We start from the raw sequence: 16,942 nt of genomic DNA on the forward strand, positions 1-16,942 counted from the left end.
TTTGGCACCAAGATGATTCGAAAAAGCATCATTTAAAAATCCTGAGCTAAATTGCGTTTGGATCTACTTATTGGCCTAGCTCCAATCTGCTATGAAAATATGTAGCTAAAAATTAAATCCAAGTGGTAGTGAGCGTTGAGACCACCTCACCAGATGAGCCGATGAAGGATCTTGTTCGGCTCACGAAATGAGCCGATAGGACAATATCATTGGCTCACAGAATGAGTCGATGATAAGAAATTTTAGATTTGCCCCTTGAGGATCCAGACACTTCGCCCCTCTTAACTTAAGAGGAAGTCTTGGATGACTAGGCCACTACACATCCATGTCTCCAGAAAGCAAAAAACCCCGCAACGAGGCAGGGTTTCAGCATTTTTTCAACTTCGCACTCAGGGTAGCGACTCTCCCTTGTTTCAACTTCGCACTTAGGGTAGCGAATCTCCCTGTGCCTTGATTCTATGAAAGGTGAAGCCGCTAGTCAACATTATTACTGGCATAACCAGCATTGAGCACTTATTTGATATGTTATTTTTGGATGCCTTTGCACTCAAATTTTGGCGGTGTTTTCCAACCTGTAACGCGCCCGCTGCGTTTGTTGATCCTGCGGTATTCATTCCCCAACAGGATTTCCCATTCAGAGCCGTTCTCCGATAGAACCTGAAAAGTAGTCCCCAGCTCAATGCCTAAACCTGGTTCAGTACAGACCAACTCGGTCATCAGCCCTCCTCAATGCAGGGGCATTTGGTTGTTAATTTTCCACTCAAAACGACAGTTTGGGGTAGGATAGCTCATGAGAGGTCGTGTTTGTACAATGAGGAGTGCTACATGATGCCCTATGCAACCTATCATCCTAGTAGTGACGCAGTTACTCCGAACCGTCTCCTAGAAGGTCTTGGTATTCCTCGTGACCCACTAGGAGCACATCTATGGATCGTGGCTGGCGTTGCTCCTGGCATCATTCATCGACTGGCTGAATTGATGAGTGCAGACATAGGTTTGATATGCCGCTTAGCAGGCATTAGCCGCCACACTGTTGCTCGCAAGCTGAGGATTGGGGCTCCCCTATCAATCTCTCAGGGTGCCAGGGTATACGGCGTTGTACAGGCCCTCAATGCGGCACTATCCCTCAACAAGAACGATACTGCCAAGGCGTTGTCATGGCTAAACAGACCAGCCTGGGGCCTCGGTGGCGTGGCTCCAGCCACATTGCTGAATACACCGATGGGGGTTCAGGCTGTTGTGAATTTGGTGGGACGGATTCAGCATGGGGTGTGCAACTAAATCGAGGGTTCTGATAGGCGAATCCCCACGGAATGCTTAAAAAACAATCAACCCCATCATTTTTTGAAATTTATTTCATTTACCCCACTTGAAAAATTCGGAAAACTGTCCATTTACTAATTATGAGAGCTTCAATGAAATTTAAGCAGCTCACCATTATTCCGCTGCTACGCAGCGAAGATAAACCAGTTTTGTACACCCACGGCTATTATTTCATCAACAAACACTCATAATTGAATGTCATAACAATCTAACAACGAATTCTATCGAAGGAGATACCCTTACAATAACTGGTTAAATTAGTGCCTAAGGCACTGAATAGTAAAACTTCAATTTAATTCTTGCACATATATCAATCATACGGGATTCACGCTACTTGGTGTCATGAACAGTGGTTATTGATATGCACTCGTAAATTCGATTCTTACCATCGCGTTTAGCGTTGTAAACCTGAATGTCAGCTGCATTTATAAGCTCTTTTGCACTAATATCTTTTTTACTAACAGCAACCCCACCACTGAGTGTTACTCGAAGAGCATCTTCACGCCAGTCCAGATGCTCAACACCATGCCTTAATGCCTCCAGTAAAGATATCGCCAAGTTCCCAGAGCCCACTTCAAACAATACAGCTAATTCTTCTCCACCATATCGACAGAACCAGCCATGCTCATAAAAAATTGAATTTCCAAGTTTCGCTACTCTTTTTAATACAGAGTCACCAGTTTGGTGTCCGAACGTATCGTTCACTTTTTTAAAGTCATCTAAATCTAACAGTGCTAAATAAAATGGCTCTTGCTTTTTTAATAGCTGAGAAAGCTTTATGTCAAAAAATCTACGGTTGTATAAACCTGTCAGTTGGTCAACATTAGCCTGTAAGCGAGCTTCTGATAATTCATGTGTCGATTTTGCCACTTCGTCATACACATGTGATAACTCAACCATTCTATTCTTAGGTGATTTTAATGAATTGTTACGACTTGACCTTATAACATTGTATAGCTCATTGAGCATGCGTTGAAAATAACGAGACCATGACAATGCGAGTAACAAATAAAGGATGCATGTTAGCGCGATGACACCTTGAACATTAAGCGACACACTCTCAATGACACCTTGTAATGTAGATTCTGGAACAACACTAACCAAGATCCAGTCTTGACCATCGACTTTGTTATATGCCACAAACATCCCAGATTCTTTATCATGGAATACGCCTTTTTCTTTTGTGAACTTTGAAAGCCAGGTCATATCTTTCATGGGAGTAAACATTAGTTCTTTATCAGGATGAACTAGCATCTTACCAGCCCCATTCACCAACATCTGATACCCAGCATCTTGCTTATAATTAAGCCACTTTGATATAGGTTGAAGTAATGTATCAATTGAAAAGACACCAACTAACTTCCCTGTCGGGTCTTCAATTGTTTTAGCTAATGAGAGGGATAGCGTTCCGTAAATGTAGTCATAATATGGTTCAGTCCAAACCATCTTGCCTTTATTTTTAACGGCAAGTTGATACCATGGCCTTATGCGTGGGTTAAAATTTGAGTCTGGTTGCCATTCAGGATGAACAAGCAATTGTCGATGCTCTGTGCCAACATAGATGTATTGTAGCCCAGCAGTTTCCTGATAACGCCGCCAGTCGTGTAAGTATTCAGATTGATGCGTGATCTTATTATTTATAAAGTCTTTATAATCAACCTTGCGATAGATAAGCTCAAACTGTGTTGTGAGGGTATCAAGATATGGCTTAATCAAAACATTATGAAGTTGATCATTCTTGGATACTAACTGTTGCTGTAAATCACGTTGCAGAGTGACGGTCATATGATAGTAATAAATGGCCCCGAGAATTAATATGGGGACGAAAAGCAGAACTAACCCAAGACGCATGCGGGAAATCAATGACCATGTTTTCCACTGGGTTTTATCACTCATTACACAGACATCCTGTCTGAAAAAATCTGATGGGCTAACCATACCAGAAAGCTTTAAATGAGCCCATCATTGTGATCACCCTCCTCGAACCTGAACGAGCCCCCTCAGGACGACTTGCTCGATAACTACTTACTACCGTTCATACAATCTGAACGTTAAGGTTTGTCTACGATGAAGACGATGGCCTGAGCTTTAAAGTCATAAGTGTCTGAATATATTATATTTTCAATGGTATGTGTCACACTGCATCAAATTTATAGTAACAATAGCCAAAGCCCCGAACACATCTACAGAGACACCTTCAGGCACAGTGTTCAGATCTAATCGCCTGGCCTCCCCAAACAACCTAGTGGTGTGCTGTTCGAGAATCTCATCCAGCTCTAAAGATGAGATGGATCTTCTCCAGCGAGGGTGAGCCTTAAAGTCCTCTATAACGCAGTGTTGCAAGCATAAATGTGGGACTTCGACCCACCCGCCTGAGTCAACGGAGGTATGTACCTTGGCTTGAAAAATGACTCTGACCATCGTGAAACATCCAGATGCAAAAACTGGGAGACTTGATGATATGAGGTTAGTTCATTAATGACAAACAAGTTAACTGCGGAATGGCTTTTTGCTAGGATGGTCGAATAAAACTAGGGGGATTCTAGGCGAGCTCTTGTTTGTCGAGCGAGCGACAACCACGCTACCAAGAGTGCAAACACTGCTCCTGTCATCAAAGATGAGATGGCTCGAAATCATAGGTCTACCTACTGTAATATACTGTCAGTACATCAGATCTACAGATGCACAGTATATGTTGGCAGCGTACAGTGCCCACACAACAAGGAGATGTTGATGCAAAGCCCTGTAGTACCGGATAACGAACCGCTTCGCTTAGACGCATTGCGCCGTTTAGCGATACTTGATAGCCCCGCAGAGGAGCGTTTTGACCGGATTACCAGGATGGCTCGCAACATGTTTGATGTGCCCATCGCATTGGTTTCATTGGTGGATGAAAACAGACAGTGGTTCAAGTCATGTTGTGGGTTGCCGGTATTGGAGACACCGCGAGACATTTCTTTTTGTGGTCATGCAATTCTCGGTGAAGAACTGTTTGTAGTTGAAGACGCGGCCCAAGATCCACGATTTTCTGACAACCCCTTAGTCACGGGGGAACCACACATTCGCTTCTATGCAGGCCATCCACTAGAAGTTGGGAACGGTTTGAAGCTGGGTACATTGTGCATCATAGACTCTAAACCCAGGGGTTTTAGCCCACGAGACCAAGCGCTGTTAGCTGATTTGGCATCCATGGTTGAGAGTGAGTTACAAGCCGTTCAGAGAGCAACCATAGATGAATTGACGGGGATAACTAACCGTAGAGGATTCATGCTGCTCGCCGAAAAAAGTTTGAAATATGCATTTCGTGTAAAACACCCAGCGGCCTTACTTTTTTTAGATCTAAATCACTTCAAACTAATTAACGATAAGTTTGGTCATGACATTGGCGATGACGCGTTGCGACATATTGCCGAGTTGTTATGCCGAGTATTCCGCGATGCTGATATATTCGCTCGCCTTGGTGGGGATGAATTCGTTGTCCTTTTACCTGGCACTGGTAGTGAACATTGTCAGAGAATTAAAGAGCGGCTGAATCATGCAATAGATGACTTCAATAGTCATAGTGGTAAGCCATACCAGTTGTCATGCTCCTTAGGAATTGTTATTTACGATGCTAGTATTCCACCTGATTTAGATCAACTACTCCGGCAAGCAGATGAGGAGATGTATGTATGCAAAGGGCTGCGTTCATAATAGGCATCGATTCATTCTATGTCGTTCGGCGTTGTAACTCTAGATACAGGGCGTGCGAGTAATCTTTAAAGTTAAATATGTAAATATTACAAAGCAATCCAGTAGTCATCATATATTTTTCATTTAAAAATGAAGAAAGTTTAATTTTGAGCTATATTGAGCGTATGATATGTCAATGTGAGATCTATATGTTTTCACAAAACCTTATAAAAAACATATTTTATATTTTTTTCATTATATTCTCGCTAGGTGTAAGTGCTGTTGAAAACACTATAGTTTTGGTGAGTTCAGATGACACCTTCAAATCAAGGTATGGATGTTGGCTTCATAATATTTACAGCGAGGCATTCTCCAGACTAGGATATAAACTAATTTATCGTGGCGTTCCTGGTGGACGAGCCCCAATTCTGGCTGAGAATGGAAGTGTCGATGGAGAGATACATCGACCATTAGAATATCAGCAACAAACAAAAAATATGATTAGAGTGAACGAGTCACATTTTTATGTGACTATCGAGGCATATGTATATGATAAAAAGTTAGAATTTAATTCTTGGGATGACTTAAACAAAGATGGTTTAAAGATTGAGTTTAGAAGAGGTTCTAAGCGCGCAGGAGAGGTTCTCTCAAAGTTGATTAAACCATCTTTACTTACTGATGTGAATACGACAGAACAGGGATTGAAAAAACTGATAAAAGGGCGTACAGATATATTTATTGAGCAAACCCTTGTATTTGATAAAAACAAAAAAGACCTACTTGAAAGCTCACCAGAATACGAAAAAGTACATTCGGCTGGCGTTGTAGATAAATTAGAAGGCTATGCCTATCTTAATAATAGGCATTTTACGCTAGCACAAAGATTAGCCTCTACGCTAAACATGATGAAAGTGGAAAATAAGATTGAACAGTTGAAAGATAAATATTGCTACCATGATTAACTAGAAATATTTTTTGCCGCGCATTGTAATATCATCCTCCATGGTCTCCCCTTAGCCGCAAGGCTTCCATTGAGGCCGCTCATGATGTGATGCTGGCTTGGTCTCCTGTCGAGTTGAATCCCATGCGAGAAGCTAATGTGTTAACGATCACACTACAACTAAAATCCGTCATATGTAATGCTACATTCCATTCTGTTGCATCTCAAAGAATGCCATACTATTTGCGTTTAAAACCGATATGAAAAAAGGAAGCAAGGATGCAACCTCTTCATGAAACCTCAGATCCCGACTTTCTACGCCTAGATGCGTTACGCCGTCTTCAAGCACTTGATTCCCCTACAGAGGAACGTTTCATTCGTATAACAAGGATGGCTCGTAATATTTTTGACGTGCCTATTGCCCTAATATCCTTTGAAGATAATGAGCATGGATGGGCTAAACCTTGTTATGGTCTAAACATGCATGAACCACTTCCAAATATCTCCTTTTGTAGAAATGGGTTTCTCACAAAGAGCATGCTTGTTATAGAGGATGCAACTCAAGATCCCCTATATGCTGAGAATCCGATGGTTATTGGGGAGCCATATATTCGCTTCTATGCTGGACACTCATTAGTCATAACGAATGGACTGCACATTGGTTCCTTGTGCATTATAGATCGGAAGCCAAGGGTTTTTGGTGACAAAGAGAGACTTTTATTTACTGACTTAGCATCTACAGTTGAGAGCGAGTTACGTGCTGTACAAATGGCTACAATAGATGAACTTACTGGGATCACTAATAGACGAGGGTTTATTCTTTTAGCTGAGAAATATTTGCAGCATGCATTTAGAACAAAGAGAAGTCTTTCATTATTGTTTATCGATTTGAATAATTTTAAATCGATAAACGATCGCTTTGGTCATGATGTGGGAGATGATGCATTGTGCCAAGCTGCCAGACTAATAAATATGGTTTTTAGAAACTCTGATATTTGTGCAAGATTAGGTGGTGATGAATATGTAGTTTTAGTTCCTGAGACAAACAATGAGTATTTACAATATATGCGTAGTAGGATAAATATCTCATTTGATGAATTCAACTTACACAGCGGAAAAGCCTACACCCTATCTTGCTCAGTAGGTATAGTGAGCTATAATCCCACGACCCCACCAGATCTAAACATGTTACTTCGATTAGCAGATGACGAAATTTATCGTTGCAAGCAAGATGGATAAATTAGATGCTAGCCATGGGTAAATTAATTATGTGTTCTCAGCAGGAGATTAATGAGTTACAATGATAAGAGCAACATGAACTTTTTTATCTGTGCTCATTCAGATTATTAAATCTACTTAATAGTTCTGTTGTGCGCCCATATAGTGACGGCGACTCTTGATTTTAGATTAAGTTTTCTTAAAATATTTTTCACATGTATTTTTACAGTCCCTGGTGATATGAATAAAAGTTTGGATATAACTTTATTCGAGTGGCCCTCAGCAAGAAGCTTTACTACATCAATTTCCCTATGGCTTAATGATTCGATAATGCCAACATTTATTTCTGATGATAAACTTAACATGGGTTTATTTTTTGGCTGAGGGCTTTCAACTGATGCATCTGCACATATACTCTTAATGCAGCTGATTAAATCAAGCGGTTCAATATCTTTTGAAAGATATCCATTGGCTCCGAACCTAAACGCTTCTACAACATCAATTTCCAAATCTGACTCGGTGAAGATAACAACCTTGCTTTTTATTTTCTTTGCTCTGATTCTTTTCAGCGTTTCTAATCCATTAAGTACTGGCATTTGAAGGTCAAGCAATATTAAATCTGGTTCATATTCTACGGCTAGCTCTAATCCTTCTTTACCATTGCTGGCCTCTGCAATTACATTCATACAGTAATCTGTTGATAGCGCAGATTTGACTCCTGCTCGCAATATAGAGTGATCATCTACCAGCAATACTTTTAATGTTTGTATTTTTTCTATTGAAGCTTTGTTGTCCATAACCACTTCTCAATGTCATTCTAGTTTCACTGTACACCACAAACGCATAAAAAACACTATAAATCAATACCTTAACAAATATGCTGGATGCAACTATATCATGACCCATAGCTATGTATCTTTATCATTTTAATCCCAGTCGTTTGGCTAGACGATGTAAGTTACCACAATCAATATCTAAGGCTCGTGCTGTTGCAGCCCAATTATCATTATGATCTGCTAGTACCTTTGTAATTAACGCAGACTGAAATGCATCAGTGGATGCTCTCAAACCCATTTGGTTAGTAGCGAAGTTATCAATATTTTCGGTAGGACTTATGCCAGATTGAAGCATTGGTGGTATATCTATAGTGAAATGATGGGTTGCAAGCGTCAGAACCGGACTTCGTTGCTCTGCTCTAGCCAATACGGCACCACGATGAATGGCATGCTCCAGTTCGCGCACATTACCAGGCCAGTCATAGCCCTTCAAAAGATGCAGTGCTTGAGGTTGGATCCGCAGTTGCTCTAACCCCATACTCACTCGACAGCACTCGCAAAAGTAACCGGCCAACAAGGAGATATCATCCTCTCTGTCTCTCAAGGCTGGTACATGTATAGGGAAAACACTCAGGCGATGATAGAGGTCTGCTCGAAACTCGCCATCGATGACCGCTTTCTTCAAGTCTCGATTCGTTGCAGCAAGCACACGTACATTGACCTTTAGTGGGGTGTCATCACCAATCCGCTGCAAGTCTCCATATTGAATGACACGTAGCAATTTTGCCTGCAATGATAAGGATAATTCACCAATTTCATCCAGGAACAACGTGCCCTTATCCGCTAGTTCAAATTTACCCGCACGGTTATGAATAGCGCCTGTAAACGCTCCCTTCACATGTCCAAATAATTCACTCTCTGCTACGGATTCCGGTAGTGCTGCGCAATTGAGATATACCAATTTGCGATCTGCCCGTGGCGAGCCAAGATGTACTGCTTTTGCTATTAACTCCTTGCCTACACCCGTTTCGCCCAAAATCAGGACGTTTAAATCAGTGTTAGCAACTATATCTACCTCATGCTTTAGCTGCTGCATCGCCTGAGAATGCCCGATTATCTCGAATCTATCTGCACCTGTTGGTGTTGAAGGTATTAATGGCTCACTGCTCTGGCGAGCTAAACGCTCTAGTAGTAATGAGTTACTTAACGCCGCTGCCGCTAGCGCACCAACTAGACGCAACTCTTCATCGCTAATGTCATCAAACTGGGCAGGATTCATTCCATCGATGGTCAATGCACCAATCAAGACTTGATCGGAGAACAAAGGTAAACCAACACAAGCATGCACCTTAAATTCTGCATGATCAGGGATCAAGCCATCATAGGGGTCTGGCAAGTTACTATCTGCCGGAAAGCGTACTACGTCACCAGCACGAGCTATTGCCTCCATGCGTGGGTGCTCCTTGATGGCGAAACGGCGTCCTAATACGTCCTGCATTAAACCATCGATGGCGAGCGGGATGAACTGGCCTCCTTCGTACCGTAGCAAGGCTGACGCATCTGAGTTCAGTAGGCTGCGAATACTCTGGATAAGGCGGTGGAATCTGTCTTGATGTGAAATCCCCAGCTGTATGTCTATAGCAATACGAGCCAAACTGTCTGTCGAAATCATTGTTAGTGTCCAAATGACATTAATGCTGTCATTTAAACAATATCAATACTATGTCATTTTAACAAGAAAATAAACTAAGCCTCATAAAAACAATGAGTTATGAGTTGGCATGTTAGCTGCAATAGTTGATATCAAGAAATACCAACTATTACATACTGAGGAATTGCCAGATGACCATTCATGTCAAAAACAACATTCACTGGGTCGGCCAACGGGACTGGGAAGTTCGAGATTTTCATGGTACTGAGTACAAGACAAACAAGGGGACGAGCTACAACAGCTATCTCATCCGTGAAGGGAAGAACGTGCTGATTGATACAGTCGATCATAAGTTCAGCCGAGAGTTCGTTCAAAACCTTGCAGCAGAGATCGACCTTAACCTTATCGATTATGTGGTGATCAACCATGCTGAGGAAGATCACGCAGGGGCACTGACCGAATTGATGGCTCGTATCCCAGGCACTCCGATTTACTGCACTCACAACGCTATCGACTCAATCACGGGACACCATCATCATCCTGAATGGAACTTCCATCCAGTCAAAACAGGCGACAGTCTCGACATCGGTAATGGCAAGCAGCTGGTGTTCATTGAAACACCTATGCTGCACTGGCCCGACAGCATGATGACCTACATGACTGAGGACGCAGTGTTGTTTTCTAACGATGCCTTCGGTCAACACTATTGTGATGAGCATCTGTTCAATGACGAAGTAGATCAAACCGAATTGATGGAGCAGTGCCAACGGTACTACGCAAATATCCTCACCCCATTCAGCCCACTTGTGACAGCTAAAATCAAAGAGGTGCTTGGATTCAACCTGCCAGTAAGCATGGTGGCAACCTCCCACGGTATTGTCTGGCGTGAGGATCCGACCCAAATTATTCTCAAGTATCTGGAGTGGGCAGACCACTACCAAGAAGATCGTATCACCCTGTTCTATGACTCGATGTCAAACAACACCCGTATGATGGCCGATGCCATCGCACAGGGTATTCACGAAGTTGACCCTGGGGTCGCAGTCAAGATCTACAACGTAGCCCGCCACGATAAGAACGAGATCCTGACACAAGTGTTCCGCTCCAAGGGAATACTCGTGGGCTCATCCACAATGAACAACGTCATGATGCCTAAGGTGGCAGGCATGCTGGAGGAGATAACTGGCCTGCGCTTTAGAAACAAGCGTGCTTCTGCATTCGGCAGTTACGGCTGGACTGGTGGTGCAGTAGATCGTATCCAGACCCGATTGATGGATGCAGGCTTTGATATCAGCATTTCTCTGAAAGCCAAATGGCGACCAGATGGTTCTGCACTGGCAGAGTGCCGAGAGCATGGACGCCAGCTCGCTCGTCAATGGGCGTTACATCCTATTGAGGTGCCTCGCCCAGAAAAAGCAGCCCATCAAGTGCCATTCACTGTTGATATCTCCCCTGTAGAGGAGACCACCCAGTCAGTTGTAGCCGGAGTAGACGATGAACAAGCAATGCTTTGCACAGTCTGCCAGTGGGTTTATGACCCCGCCTTAGGTGAACCGGATCAATTGGTTGCGGTTGGCACTCCCTGGAGCCTTGTACCGGAGAGTTTCCTTTGCCCTGGCTGCGGCATCGGCAAGGAGGTATTCGAACCATGCGCAGTGGAGGCATGTGTATGAGCGCATTAAATGAGCATTATGCTGGTTCCAGCCAGGATATAGTCATCATCGGTAGCGGCTTTGCCGCTCAGCAGTTGGTAAAAAGCTTGCGTAAATTAGATGGTGAAAGACCGATCCGTCTTATTACCGCTGATAATGGCAATGAATATAACAAACCGGACTTGAGTCATGTGGTCAGTCGTGGTTACACCGCCAGCGCAATGACAAAGTTGACGGGGGCTCAATTTGCTGAACAGCAACGTATCATTCTGTCACCTAATACGATTGTGCATAGCATTAGTCCGAATAACAAAATGGTACACACAAATAATGGCGATTTTTCTTATGGCCAGCTAGTGCTGGCAACTGGGGCCAGTTCTATACTGCCTCCCGTTCCCAACTCGGATAAAATGGTAACCCTCAATAGCCAAAATGATTATGCCAATGCCGAACAATTAATTAAGAATGCAAAACGCATTATGGTACTCGGAGCAGGTTTGATCGGCTGTGAGTTGGCTATGGATATGGTGGGCCAAGACCGAATTGTGACGCTTGTAGATCTGGCGGACAGCCCCCTAAGTACATTAATGCCAGCTGCATTGAGTCAACCGTTACTGCAAGCCTTACGGGAGCAGGGGGTTGACCTAAAACTTGGTCGAGGTATCAAGTCGATACAAAGAGGAGATGCCAACGAATCCTTTACGATAGAGCTCACTGACAGCAGTTTCAGTGAACAGGATCTTGTCATTTCAGCTATAGGTCTACAACCGAATCTATCCTTAGCGATGAATGCGGGACTGGCTGTAAGGCGTGGAATTGTAGTGGATGAATACCTGAGAACATCGAGTGAGCACATTTATGCGCTTGGCGATTGCGTTGAGTGGAAAGGTGAATTACGCCCCTTTTTGCAGCCAATTGTTCTCGGTGCCAATGCATTATCTAAAACTCTGATTGGTAAGCCAACACCACTAACGCTTCCTCCAATGCTAGTGAAGGTAAAAACACTTCAATATCCTTTGCAGTTAGCTGGTAGAACAAAAGGTACAGACCTTTCATGGCAGTTTAAGTGGAATAAAAATGGAATGGTCGCAGAAGCTCGCAGCGAGGATGGTGAAATGTGCGGCTTTGTCGTAGGTGGAGACCAAATGGGAGCTGCATTCCCACTTCTACGCCTTCTTTCTAGATGAATAATTGCTGGCTGAGCATATGCTCAGCCTTACTTAATTTCATAGATTATTAAGGATAAAACATGTCGCTACTGCATAGTATACCAGCTCATTGGGTTGTTCGCCGTTCAACCCCATTCTTTACAAATGAAAACGTACCACAGGCTCTATTAACCCATCACAATACAGCTGCTGGCGTATTCGGTCAGTTATGTGTAATGGAGGGGACGGTAACATATTACGGTTTTGCTGATGAAACAGCGGAGATACCTGAAATTACGCTTGTAATCCGAGCCGGAGAGTTTGCAACCAGCCCACCTCAGTATTGGCACAGGGTTGAACTGTCTGAAGATGCTAGATTCAATATCCATTTTTGGGCTGAAAACGTAAGCTCAGACACCCCACTCATTAAGACAAGAGAATAAATTACAATCTGGTCATCGCCACAAACTAGGCCAACTGCCCATCCAGATCAAAATGAATAACTGTAATGTTGTTTATGATTGGCTGTTTTTGCGATGGGAGTTGGCTAGATGAGTGGGATTGAAACCATAACCATGCTGAGTGGCTTGGTGTATCTGTTGTTGTTCCAGTGGCATGAGCGTTCAGGCTGGTCTTGGCAGCTGTTCATGATGCTAACCGCTGCTGTATGGTTGACGGTAGCAGCCAAGCCACCACTAAGTAGTTTAATCGTGTTTGCTGTCGCTATTGGTATGCTTTATAGATATAAATTAATATCCGCATTTTATGATTCAAGTGATCAACAACTTCGTAGTTTAGTTAGATATTTCTTAGTTATATCGTGGGGATTTGTAACAATACAGTATGGCGTTTATATTTTTCAACTCCACCAGGGTGACCTACCTTGGCTGTCTAGACCTGATATCGTAGATGGCTTTCTACCTATAGCGGGCGGTCTTGGCTTGCGGGCGTTGTTGAGTTTGGGCATTACTGATTACCACCATCCAGCTGCAACAATCACAGTCTTGGTTATTTCCTTATCTGGACTCATTTTAGGTCGTGCCTTCTGCTCATGGTTTTGCCCTCTTGGGGTTGTCGGTGAATGGCTGCATCATTTTCGAAATTTGCTGCTACCTGGTGAGTGGACTCCGCCAAAATGGTTAGACCTACTGCTCAGGTCTCAGAAATGTCTAGTTCTATCATTTCTGATGTTCATAGTTATTCTTGCTGTTCCAAATGTTGCACTGCCAGGGTACTTGATGAGCCAGTATCACCAAGCTGCTGACATGAAAATGGGAGCCTTCTTTTTCAACTTGAACTTCATATCAGGCATTTTTGTTGCCTGGGTATTATGTATCACGATGTTTTTCAAGCAAGGCTTCTGTAGATACCTATGCCCTTATGGTGGATGGCTTGCCTTGTTAGGACTTCTGACACCATTACGTATTCGCAGGTCTTCCAGCAGCTGTTTACGAAGCAAGGGATACGATTGTGATAAATGCAGTAGAGCATGTCCATCAAGGATACAGGTTCATGAACTTATATCTGTCAGAAATATTGAGTGTACAAACTGTTTAACTTGTATCTCTGCATGCCCAAAACAAGCTAATGCGATTCATTTTGGTACTGCGAATAAAAAGGTTTCAGCAAAGAAACTGCTTGCAATGTTGTGTGTTTTACTTCTCTTAATGCCATTGCTAGCTCATGTGATTTTCGATTTTTGGACAAGCAACACACCATTAGAACAGCGCCGTTATCTATTGGAAATCCTTCCTGGCCTTTCACATTAGAGTGATAGCTATTAAAGCGCCACTTTTCGGTGACGCTTTATTTCTGCAAATGATTAAATAACGCAATAGTTATCACTACTAGTCGAAAATAATCTTCTCATTATGAACCCACACTGCAACTTCAATTCTTGAATGAAGATTTAATTTTTTAAGAATGTTTTTTACATGAACTTTAACTGTTCCTTCAGAAATAAATAAACGTCTTGATATAACCTTATTAGGCAAGCCTTGAGCAATAAATTTCAAAACATCTATTTCGCGATGGCTTAACACTTGGAGATTTTTGTCTTTAAGGCGGTTTTTTCTTCTTGACTGCATACTTTCAATAAGGATTGCAGTTAGTTTTGGGCTTATCACAAGCTTTCCCATGCACGCCTGTTCAATCGAGCTAATCAGGTCTTCAGGTTCCATGTCTTTGAGTAGATAACCATCTGCTCCAGCAAGTATAGCATCCGAAACATCATCTTCATAATCTGATACTGTGAAGATTACGATTCTGCTAGATACATTATGCGCTCGTAATGACTTTAATGTGTCTATACCACTAAACTCAGGCATATTAAGATCTAACAAAATTAAGTCAGGTTCATAATCTAATGCTAGCTGAACACCATCTTGTCCTGTACTGGCTTCAGCTACAATAGTTAAAAAGGGATTTGTACGTAAAAGTTGCTTAATCCCGCTCCGTAGGACAGGATGATCATCAATTAGTAAAATTGAAAAAACATCTGCGTTGGTTGTTAAAGCTTTTTCCATGTGTGTTCCTCAAACTACGTGAAGATCAATTTTCACTTGCGTCCGTTCATTAATGAATGAAATATTTTCTGATTTTAGAAAAACAACTAAGCTCGATATTGAATCCTCGAACTCAGCTTCACCCTTCAGGATGATAATGACATATTCAGCTAGGGATTTTATATGCAGCTCAATCCGTGATGGAGGCATACTTATCCTTAAACATTCGAATAATTTATTGAAGAAGTTCAGTATGAGTATTTCCTGCTCATGCGAATAGTCTTCATAAAAATCTTTATATTCCAACCTAATGTTAAAACCATATGTGTCATTAAATATTGCTATCGCATCTTTTAATAAAATTAACGTTTCGATTTTCTTATATGGAATTCTAAAAGTAGAAATTAGTTTTCTGATGTTTGAGTAAGCTTCATTTAACTCACACCTCATCTCTGAAACATTATCAACCTGAGAAGAACTAATGATGATTGGATCCCTTTGAAGAAGGCTAATCTTTATCTTTAAGTATGATAAAGACTGTGCTATCGAATCATGAAGTGTTTGAGCAATTGTGTTCCTTTCTTTAAATAATAATAGTTGTTGTTGTTGTTGCTCTTTGTAGTAAAGAGATAAGGATTGAGACAGCAAGTTGCAAAATGCAAATATTAATTGTTCTGTATCATGTAATATAGTGACTTCATTTGAAAAGAAAAATTCTATGTAACCATAATCATTATGCGCATCTCCAATGTTCCATAACCTATTATTATATTCACTCTCAATAGGGGATGTGACATCTGCATTATTAATACATAATGAGCAACGCATAGAGGCACAATGTAATGGCCTCACGTTCTCACCAAAGGTATATAAATGTTTGACCGAATTTTTATGTGGATCATGAATATATACTTTTATTTTTCCAGCCCCAGTGTATCCGATTAATTCTTTCATGAAAGGAGCTAAAACTTTGCAGTTGAATTCTTGATTTTGAAATAATCTACAACTGCGATAAAGGAATTCTAAATGCAAATTCTGCAAGTTAAGTTTATGCGTTTTTTCAGCTACCATCTGTTCCAGATCGCTGTAGGTATGCTTAACAACCTCTGACATATTGTTTAATGCATTGCCAAGCTGCCACATCTCATCGCGGTAATCATGTGATTCAGAATCAAATTTTGAACTAAAATCACCATGCTGAATGTTTTTAGCCATTAACAATAATTTTGACCACGGTCTAAAGAAACGCTTATTTAAGCTATAAATTGCGATGAAGGAAAACAATATAACAATTAAAGAAGATGCTTTTTGAAGGCCATTAATCACTACGATCTTAGATTCTGTTTTGTTCTCAATGCTTTTGATTATCTTCTGTAGCAAACTAATAAACTCTTTAGAGCGGTTAATGCTTAATGGTGTTGCTACATCACCAGATTTTAAGTGGGAAAGAATGTTTTTTAATTTTGGATCCCACAAACTGTTGAGTTGTATGTATTCTTTATTAAGGTTGTGCTTTTCAGCCGTGTTAATAAAAAAAGGATCATGCAGAATTGATTCAACGCTATTAACCGCTTGCACTTTTTCATCAACAGACAGTGTTCCTGAGAGGAGTGCATAGACTTTCATTCTAATTGAACCAATACTATTTATCACATATGCATTCCCTTGGATGCTTGATGACAAATAAATCGATGCACTCATATTAAATATAGATATGAGGCATAGTGTACATATAATTGACGTTATAGAAATTGTAATAGACAGTTTCTTCCAATACTTCAATAGTATGTTCACGAATTTGACACTTCCTAAGATTGTCACTACTGATGTTTATACCTTTTAGATACCCTAATAAAAATACCTCAAAGTAAATACCTACAATATTCCAGACATTAGCCAGCTCATGATAAAGAAAGTCTTGTTGAAGCTAAGTGCATGATTTTGTTGTGGTTAATTTCAACCCGCCCCCCCCTGTAGTAGGTAGTTATCGAAATATTCATCATTTGTAATACATATGTTCAGTTGATCTAAGTCAATAAAAAATATCCATTTAAATTG

General features: G+C 41.4%; 14 protein-coding genes. 8 read left to right on the forward strand and 6 right to left on the reverse strand.

All coding sequences use genetic code 11. The features are described from left to right. Positions 1 to 525 precede the first annotated feature (525 nt). Positions 526 to 717, reverse strand: a complete 192-nt coding sequence (locus ACTG2T_RS15215; protein WP_058059819.1) for a hypothetical protein — start codon at positions 715 to 717, stop codon at positions 526 to 528. 111 nt (positions 718 to 828) lie between these two features. Between ACTG2T_RS15215 and ACTG2T_RS15220 the strand changes: the two genes are divergently transcribed. Continuing rightward, the gene (locus tag ACTG2T_RS15220) at positions 829 to 1,281 is read left to right on the forward strand and encodes an antitoxin Xre/MbcA/ParS toxin-binding domain-containing protein (protein ID WP_223849330.1); all 453 of its coding nucleotides are present in this window, start codon (positions 829 to 831) and stop codon (positions 1,279 to 1,281) included. Positions 1,282 to 1,653: 372 nt separating this feature from the next. Here ACTG2T_RS15220 and ACTG2T_RS15225 read toward each other — a convergent pair whose 3' ends face one another. Then, positions 1,654 to 3,219 (reverse strand): sensor domain-containing diguanylate cyclase, encoded by a 1,566-nt coding sequence (locus ACTG2T_RS15225; protein ID WP_058055679.1) that lies wholly within the window; start codon positions 3,217 to 3,219, stop codon positions 1,654 to 1,656. An 837-nt stretch (positions 3,220 to 4,056) separates the two neighbouring features. Here ACTG2T_RS15225 and ACTG2T_RS15230 point away from each other — a divergent pair. The 3 genes from ACTG2T_RS15230 (at position 4,057) to ACTG2T_RS15240 (ending at position 7,174) form a co-directional block, all read left to right on the forward strand. Continuing rightward, entirely contained in the window at positions 4,057 to 5,016 is a 960-nt protein-coding gene (locus ACTG2T_RS15230) for a GGDEF domain-containing protein (RefSeq protein ID WP_058055680.1), read from the forward strand. A 188-nt stretch (positions 5,017 to 5,204) separates the two neighbouring features. Further along, entirely contained in the window at positions 5,205 to 5,957 is a 753-nt protein-coding gene (locus tag ACTG2T_RS15235) for a hypothetical protein (protein ID WP_107683372.1), read from the forward strand. 257 nt (positions 5,958 to 6,214) lie between these two features. Further along, entirely contained in the window at positions 6,215 to 7,174 is a 960-nt protein-coding gene (locus tag ACTG2T_RS15240; RefSeq protein ID WP_330125612.1) for a sensor domain-containing diguanylate cyclase, read from the forward strand. Positions 7,175 to 7,287: 113 nt separating this feature from the next. On the opposite strand, the gene ACTG2T_RS15245 is transcribed toward ACTG2T_RS15240, so the two are convergent. Next, entirely contained in the window at positions 7,288 to 7,950 is a 663-nt protein-coding gene (locus tag ACTG2T_RS15245) for a response regulator (RefSeq protein ID WP_156854052.1), read from the reverse strand. A gap of 124 nt (positions 7,951 to 8,074) precedes the next feature. Beyond that, a complete protein-coding gene (gene norR / locus ACTG2T_RS15250) occupies positions 8,075 to 9,601 on the reverse strand; it encodes a nitric oxide reductase transcriptional regulator NorR (RefSeq protein WP_330125611.1) in 1,527 nt (508 codons plus the stop codon). Positions 9,602 to 9,771: 170 nt separating this feature from the next. Here norR and norV point away from each other — a divergent pair, with 170 nt between their 5' ends. From norV to ACTG2T_RS15270, 4 genes are all read left to right on the forward strand, one after another. Continuing rightward, positions 9,772 to 11,253, forward strand: coding sequence for an anaerobic nitric oxide reductase flavorubredoxin (norV, locus tag ACTG2T_RS15255; protein WP_017408675.1), 1,482 nt, complete (start codon positions 9,772 to 9,774; stop codon positions 11,251 to 11,253). Continuing rightward, positions 11,250 to 12,419 (forward strand): NADH:flavorubredoxin reductase NorW, encoded by a 1,170-nt coding sequence (gene norW / locus ACTG2T_RS15260; RefSeq protein ID WP_042024864.1) that lies wholly within the window; start codon positions 11,250 to 11,252, stop codon positions 12,417 to 12,419. Before norV ends, norW begins: the two co-directional genes overlap by 4 nt. Before the next feature lie 62 nt (positions 12,420 to 12,481). Beyond that, positions 12,482 to 12,823 carry a DUF1971 domain-containing protein gene (locus ACTG2T_RS15265; RefSeq protein ID WP_017408673.1) on the forward strand — a complete coding sequence of 114 codons (342 nt, stop codon included), beginning with the start codon at positions 12,482 to 12,484 and terminating at the stop codon, positions 12,821 to 12,823. A 108-nt stretch (positions 12,824 to 12,931) separates the two neighbouring features. Next, entirely contained in the window at positions 12,932 to 14,149 is a 1,218-nt protein-coding gene (locus tag ACTG2T_RS15270; RefSeq protein WP_139411149.1) for a 4Fe-4S binding protein, read from the forward strand. A gap of 78 nt (positions 14,150 to 14,227) precedes the next feature. Here ACTG2T_RS15270 and narL read toward each other — a convergent pair whose 3' ends face one another. Together narL and ACTG2T_RS15280 are read right to left on the reverse strand one after the other, a co-directional pair. Continuing rightward, a complete protein-coding gene (narL, locus tag ACTG2T_RS15275) occupies positions 14,228 to 14,905 on the reverse strand; it encodes a two-component system response regulator NarL (protein WP_017408671.1) in 678 nt (225 codons plus the stop codon). Between the two features lie 9 nt (positions 14,906 to 14,914). Further along, positions 14,915 to 16,537 carry a histidine kinase gene (locus ACTG2T_RS15280; RefSeq protein WP_159143394.1) on the reverse strand — a complete coding sequence of 541 codons (1,623 nt, stop codon included), beginning with the start codon at positions 16,535 to 16,537 and terminating at the stop codon, positions 14,915 to 14,917. Positions 16,538 to 16,942 lie beyond the last annotated feature (405 nt).

Source organism: Aeromonas sp. 75A, assembly GCF_051919425.1.
Lineage (GTDB): Bacteria > Pseudomonadota > Gammaproteobacteria > Enterobacterales > Aeromonadaceae > Aeromonas > Aeromonas veronii.

Excerpts from the sequence above, each read along its gene's own strand:
- ACTG2T_RS15215 (WP_058059819.1), bottom strand. The coding sequence starts at position 717 with ATGACCGAGTTGGTCTGTACTGAACCAGGTTTAGGCATTGAGCTGGGG.
- ACTG2T_RS15220 (WP_223849330.1), top strand. The coding sequence starts at position 829 with ATGCCCTATGCAACCTATCATCCTAGTAGTGACGCAGTTACTCCGAAC.
- ACTG2T_RS15240 (WP_330125612.1), top strand. The coding sequence starts at position 6,215 with ATGCAACCTCTTCATGAAACCTCAGATCCCGACTTTCTACGCCTAGAT.
- narL (WP_017408671.1), bottom strand. The coding sequence starts at position 14,905 with ATGGAAAAAGCTTTAACAACCAACGCAGATGTTTTTTCAATTTTACTA.
- ACTG2T_RS15270 (WP_139411149.1), top strand. The coding sequence starts at position 12,932 with ATGAGTGGGATTGAAACCATAACCATGCTGAGTGGCTTGGTGTATCTG.
- ACTG2T_RS15265 (WP_017408673.1), top strand. The coding sequence starts at position 12,482 with ATGTCGCTACTGCATAGTATACCAGCTCATTGGGTTGTTCGCCGTTCA.
- norW (WP_042024864.1), top strand. The coding sequence starts at position 11,250 with ATGAGCGCATTAAATGAGCATTATGCTGGTTCCAGCCAGGATATAGTC.
- norR (WP_330125611.1), bottom strand. The coding sequence starts at position 9,601 with ATGATTTCGACAGACAGTTTGGCTCGTATTGCTATAGACATACAGCTG.
- ACTG2T_RS15235 (WP_107683372.1), top strand. The coding sequence starts at position 5,205 with ATGTTTTCACAAAACCTTATAAAAAACATATTTTATATTTTTTTCATT.
- ACTG2T_RS15230 (WP_058055680.1), top strand. The coding sequence starts at position 4,057 with ATGCAAAGCCCTGTAGTACCGGATAACGAACCGCTTCGCTTAGACGCA.
- norV (WP_017408675.1), top strand. The coding sequence starts at position 9,772 with ATGACCATTCATGTCAAAAACAACATTCACTGGGTCGGCCAACGGGAC.
- ACTG2T_RS15245 (WP_156854052.1), bottom strand. The coding sequence starts at position 7,950 with ATGGACAACAAAGCTTCAATAGAAAAAATACAAACATTAAAAGTATTG.
- ACTG2T_RS15225 (WP_058055679.1), bottom strand. The coding sequence starts at position 3,219 with ATGAGTGATAAAACCCAGTGGAAAACATGGTCATTGATTTCCCGCATG.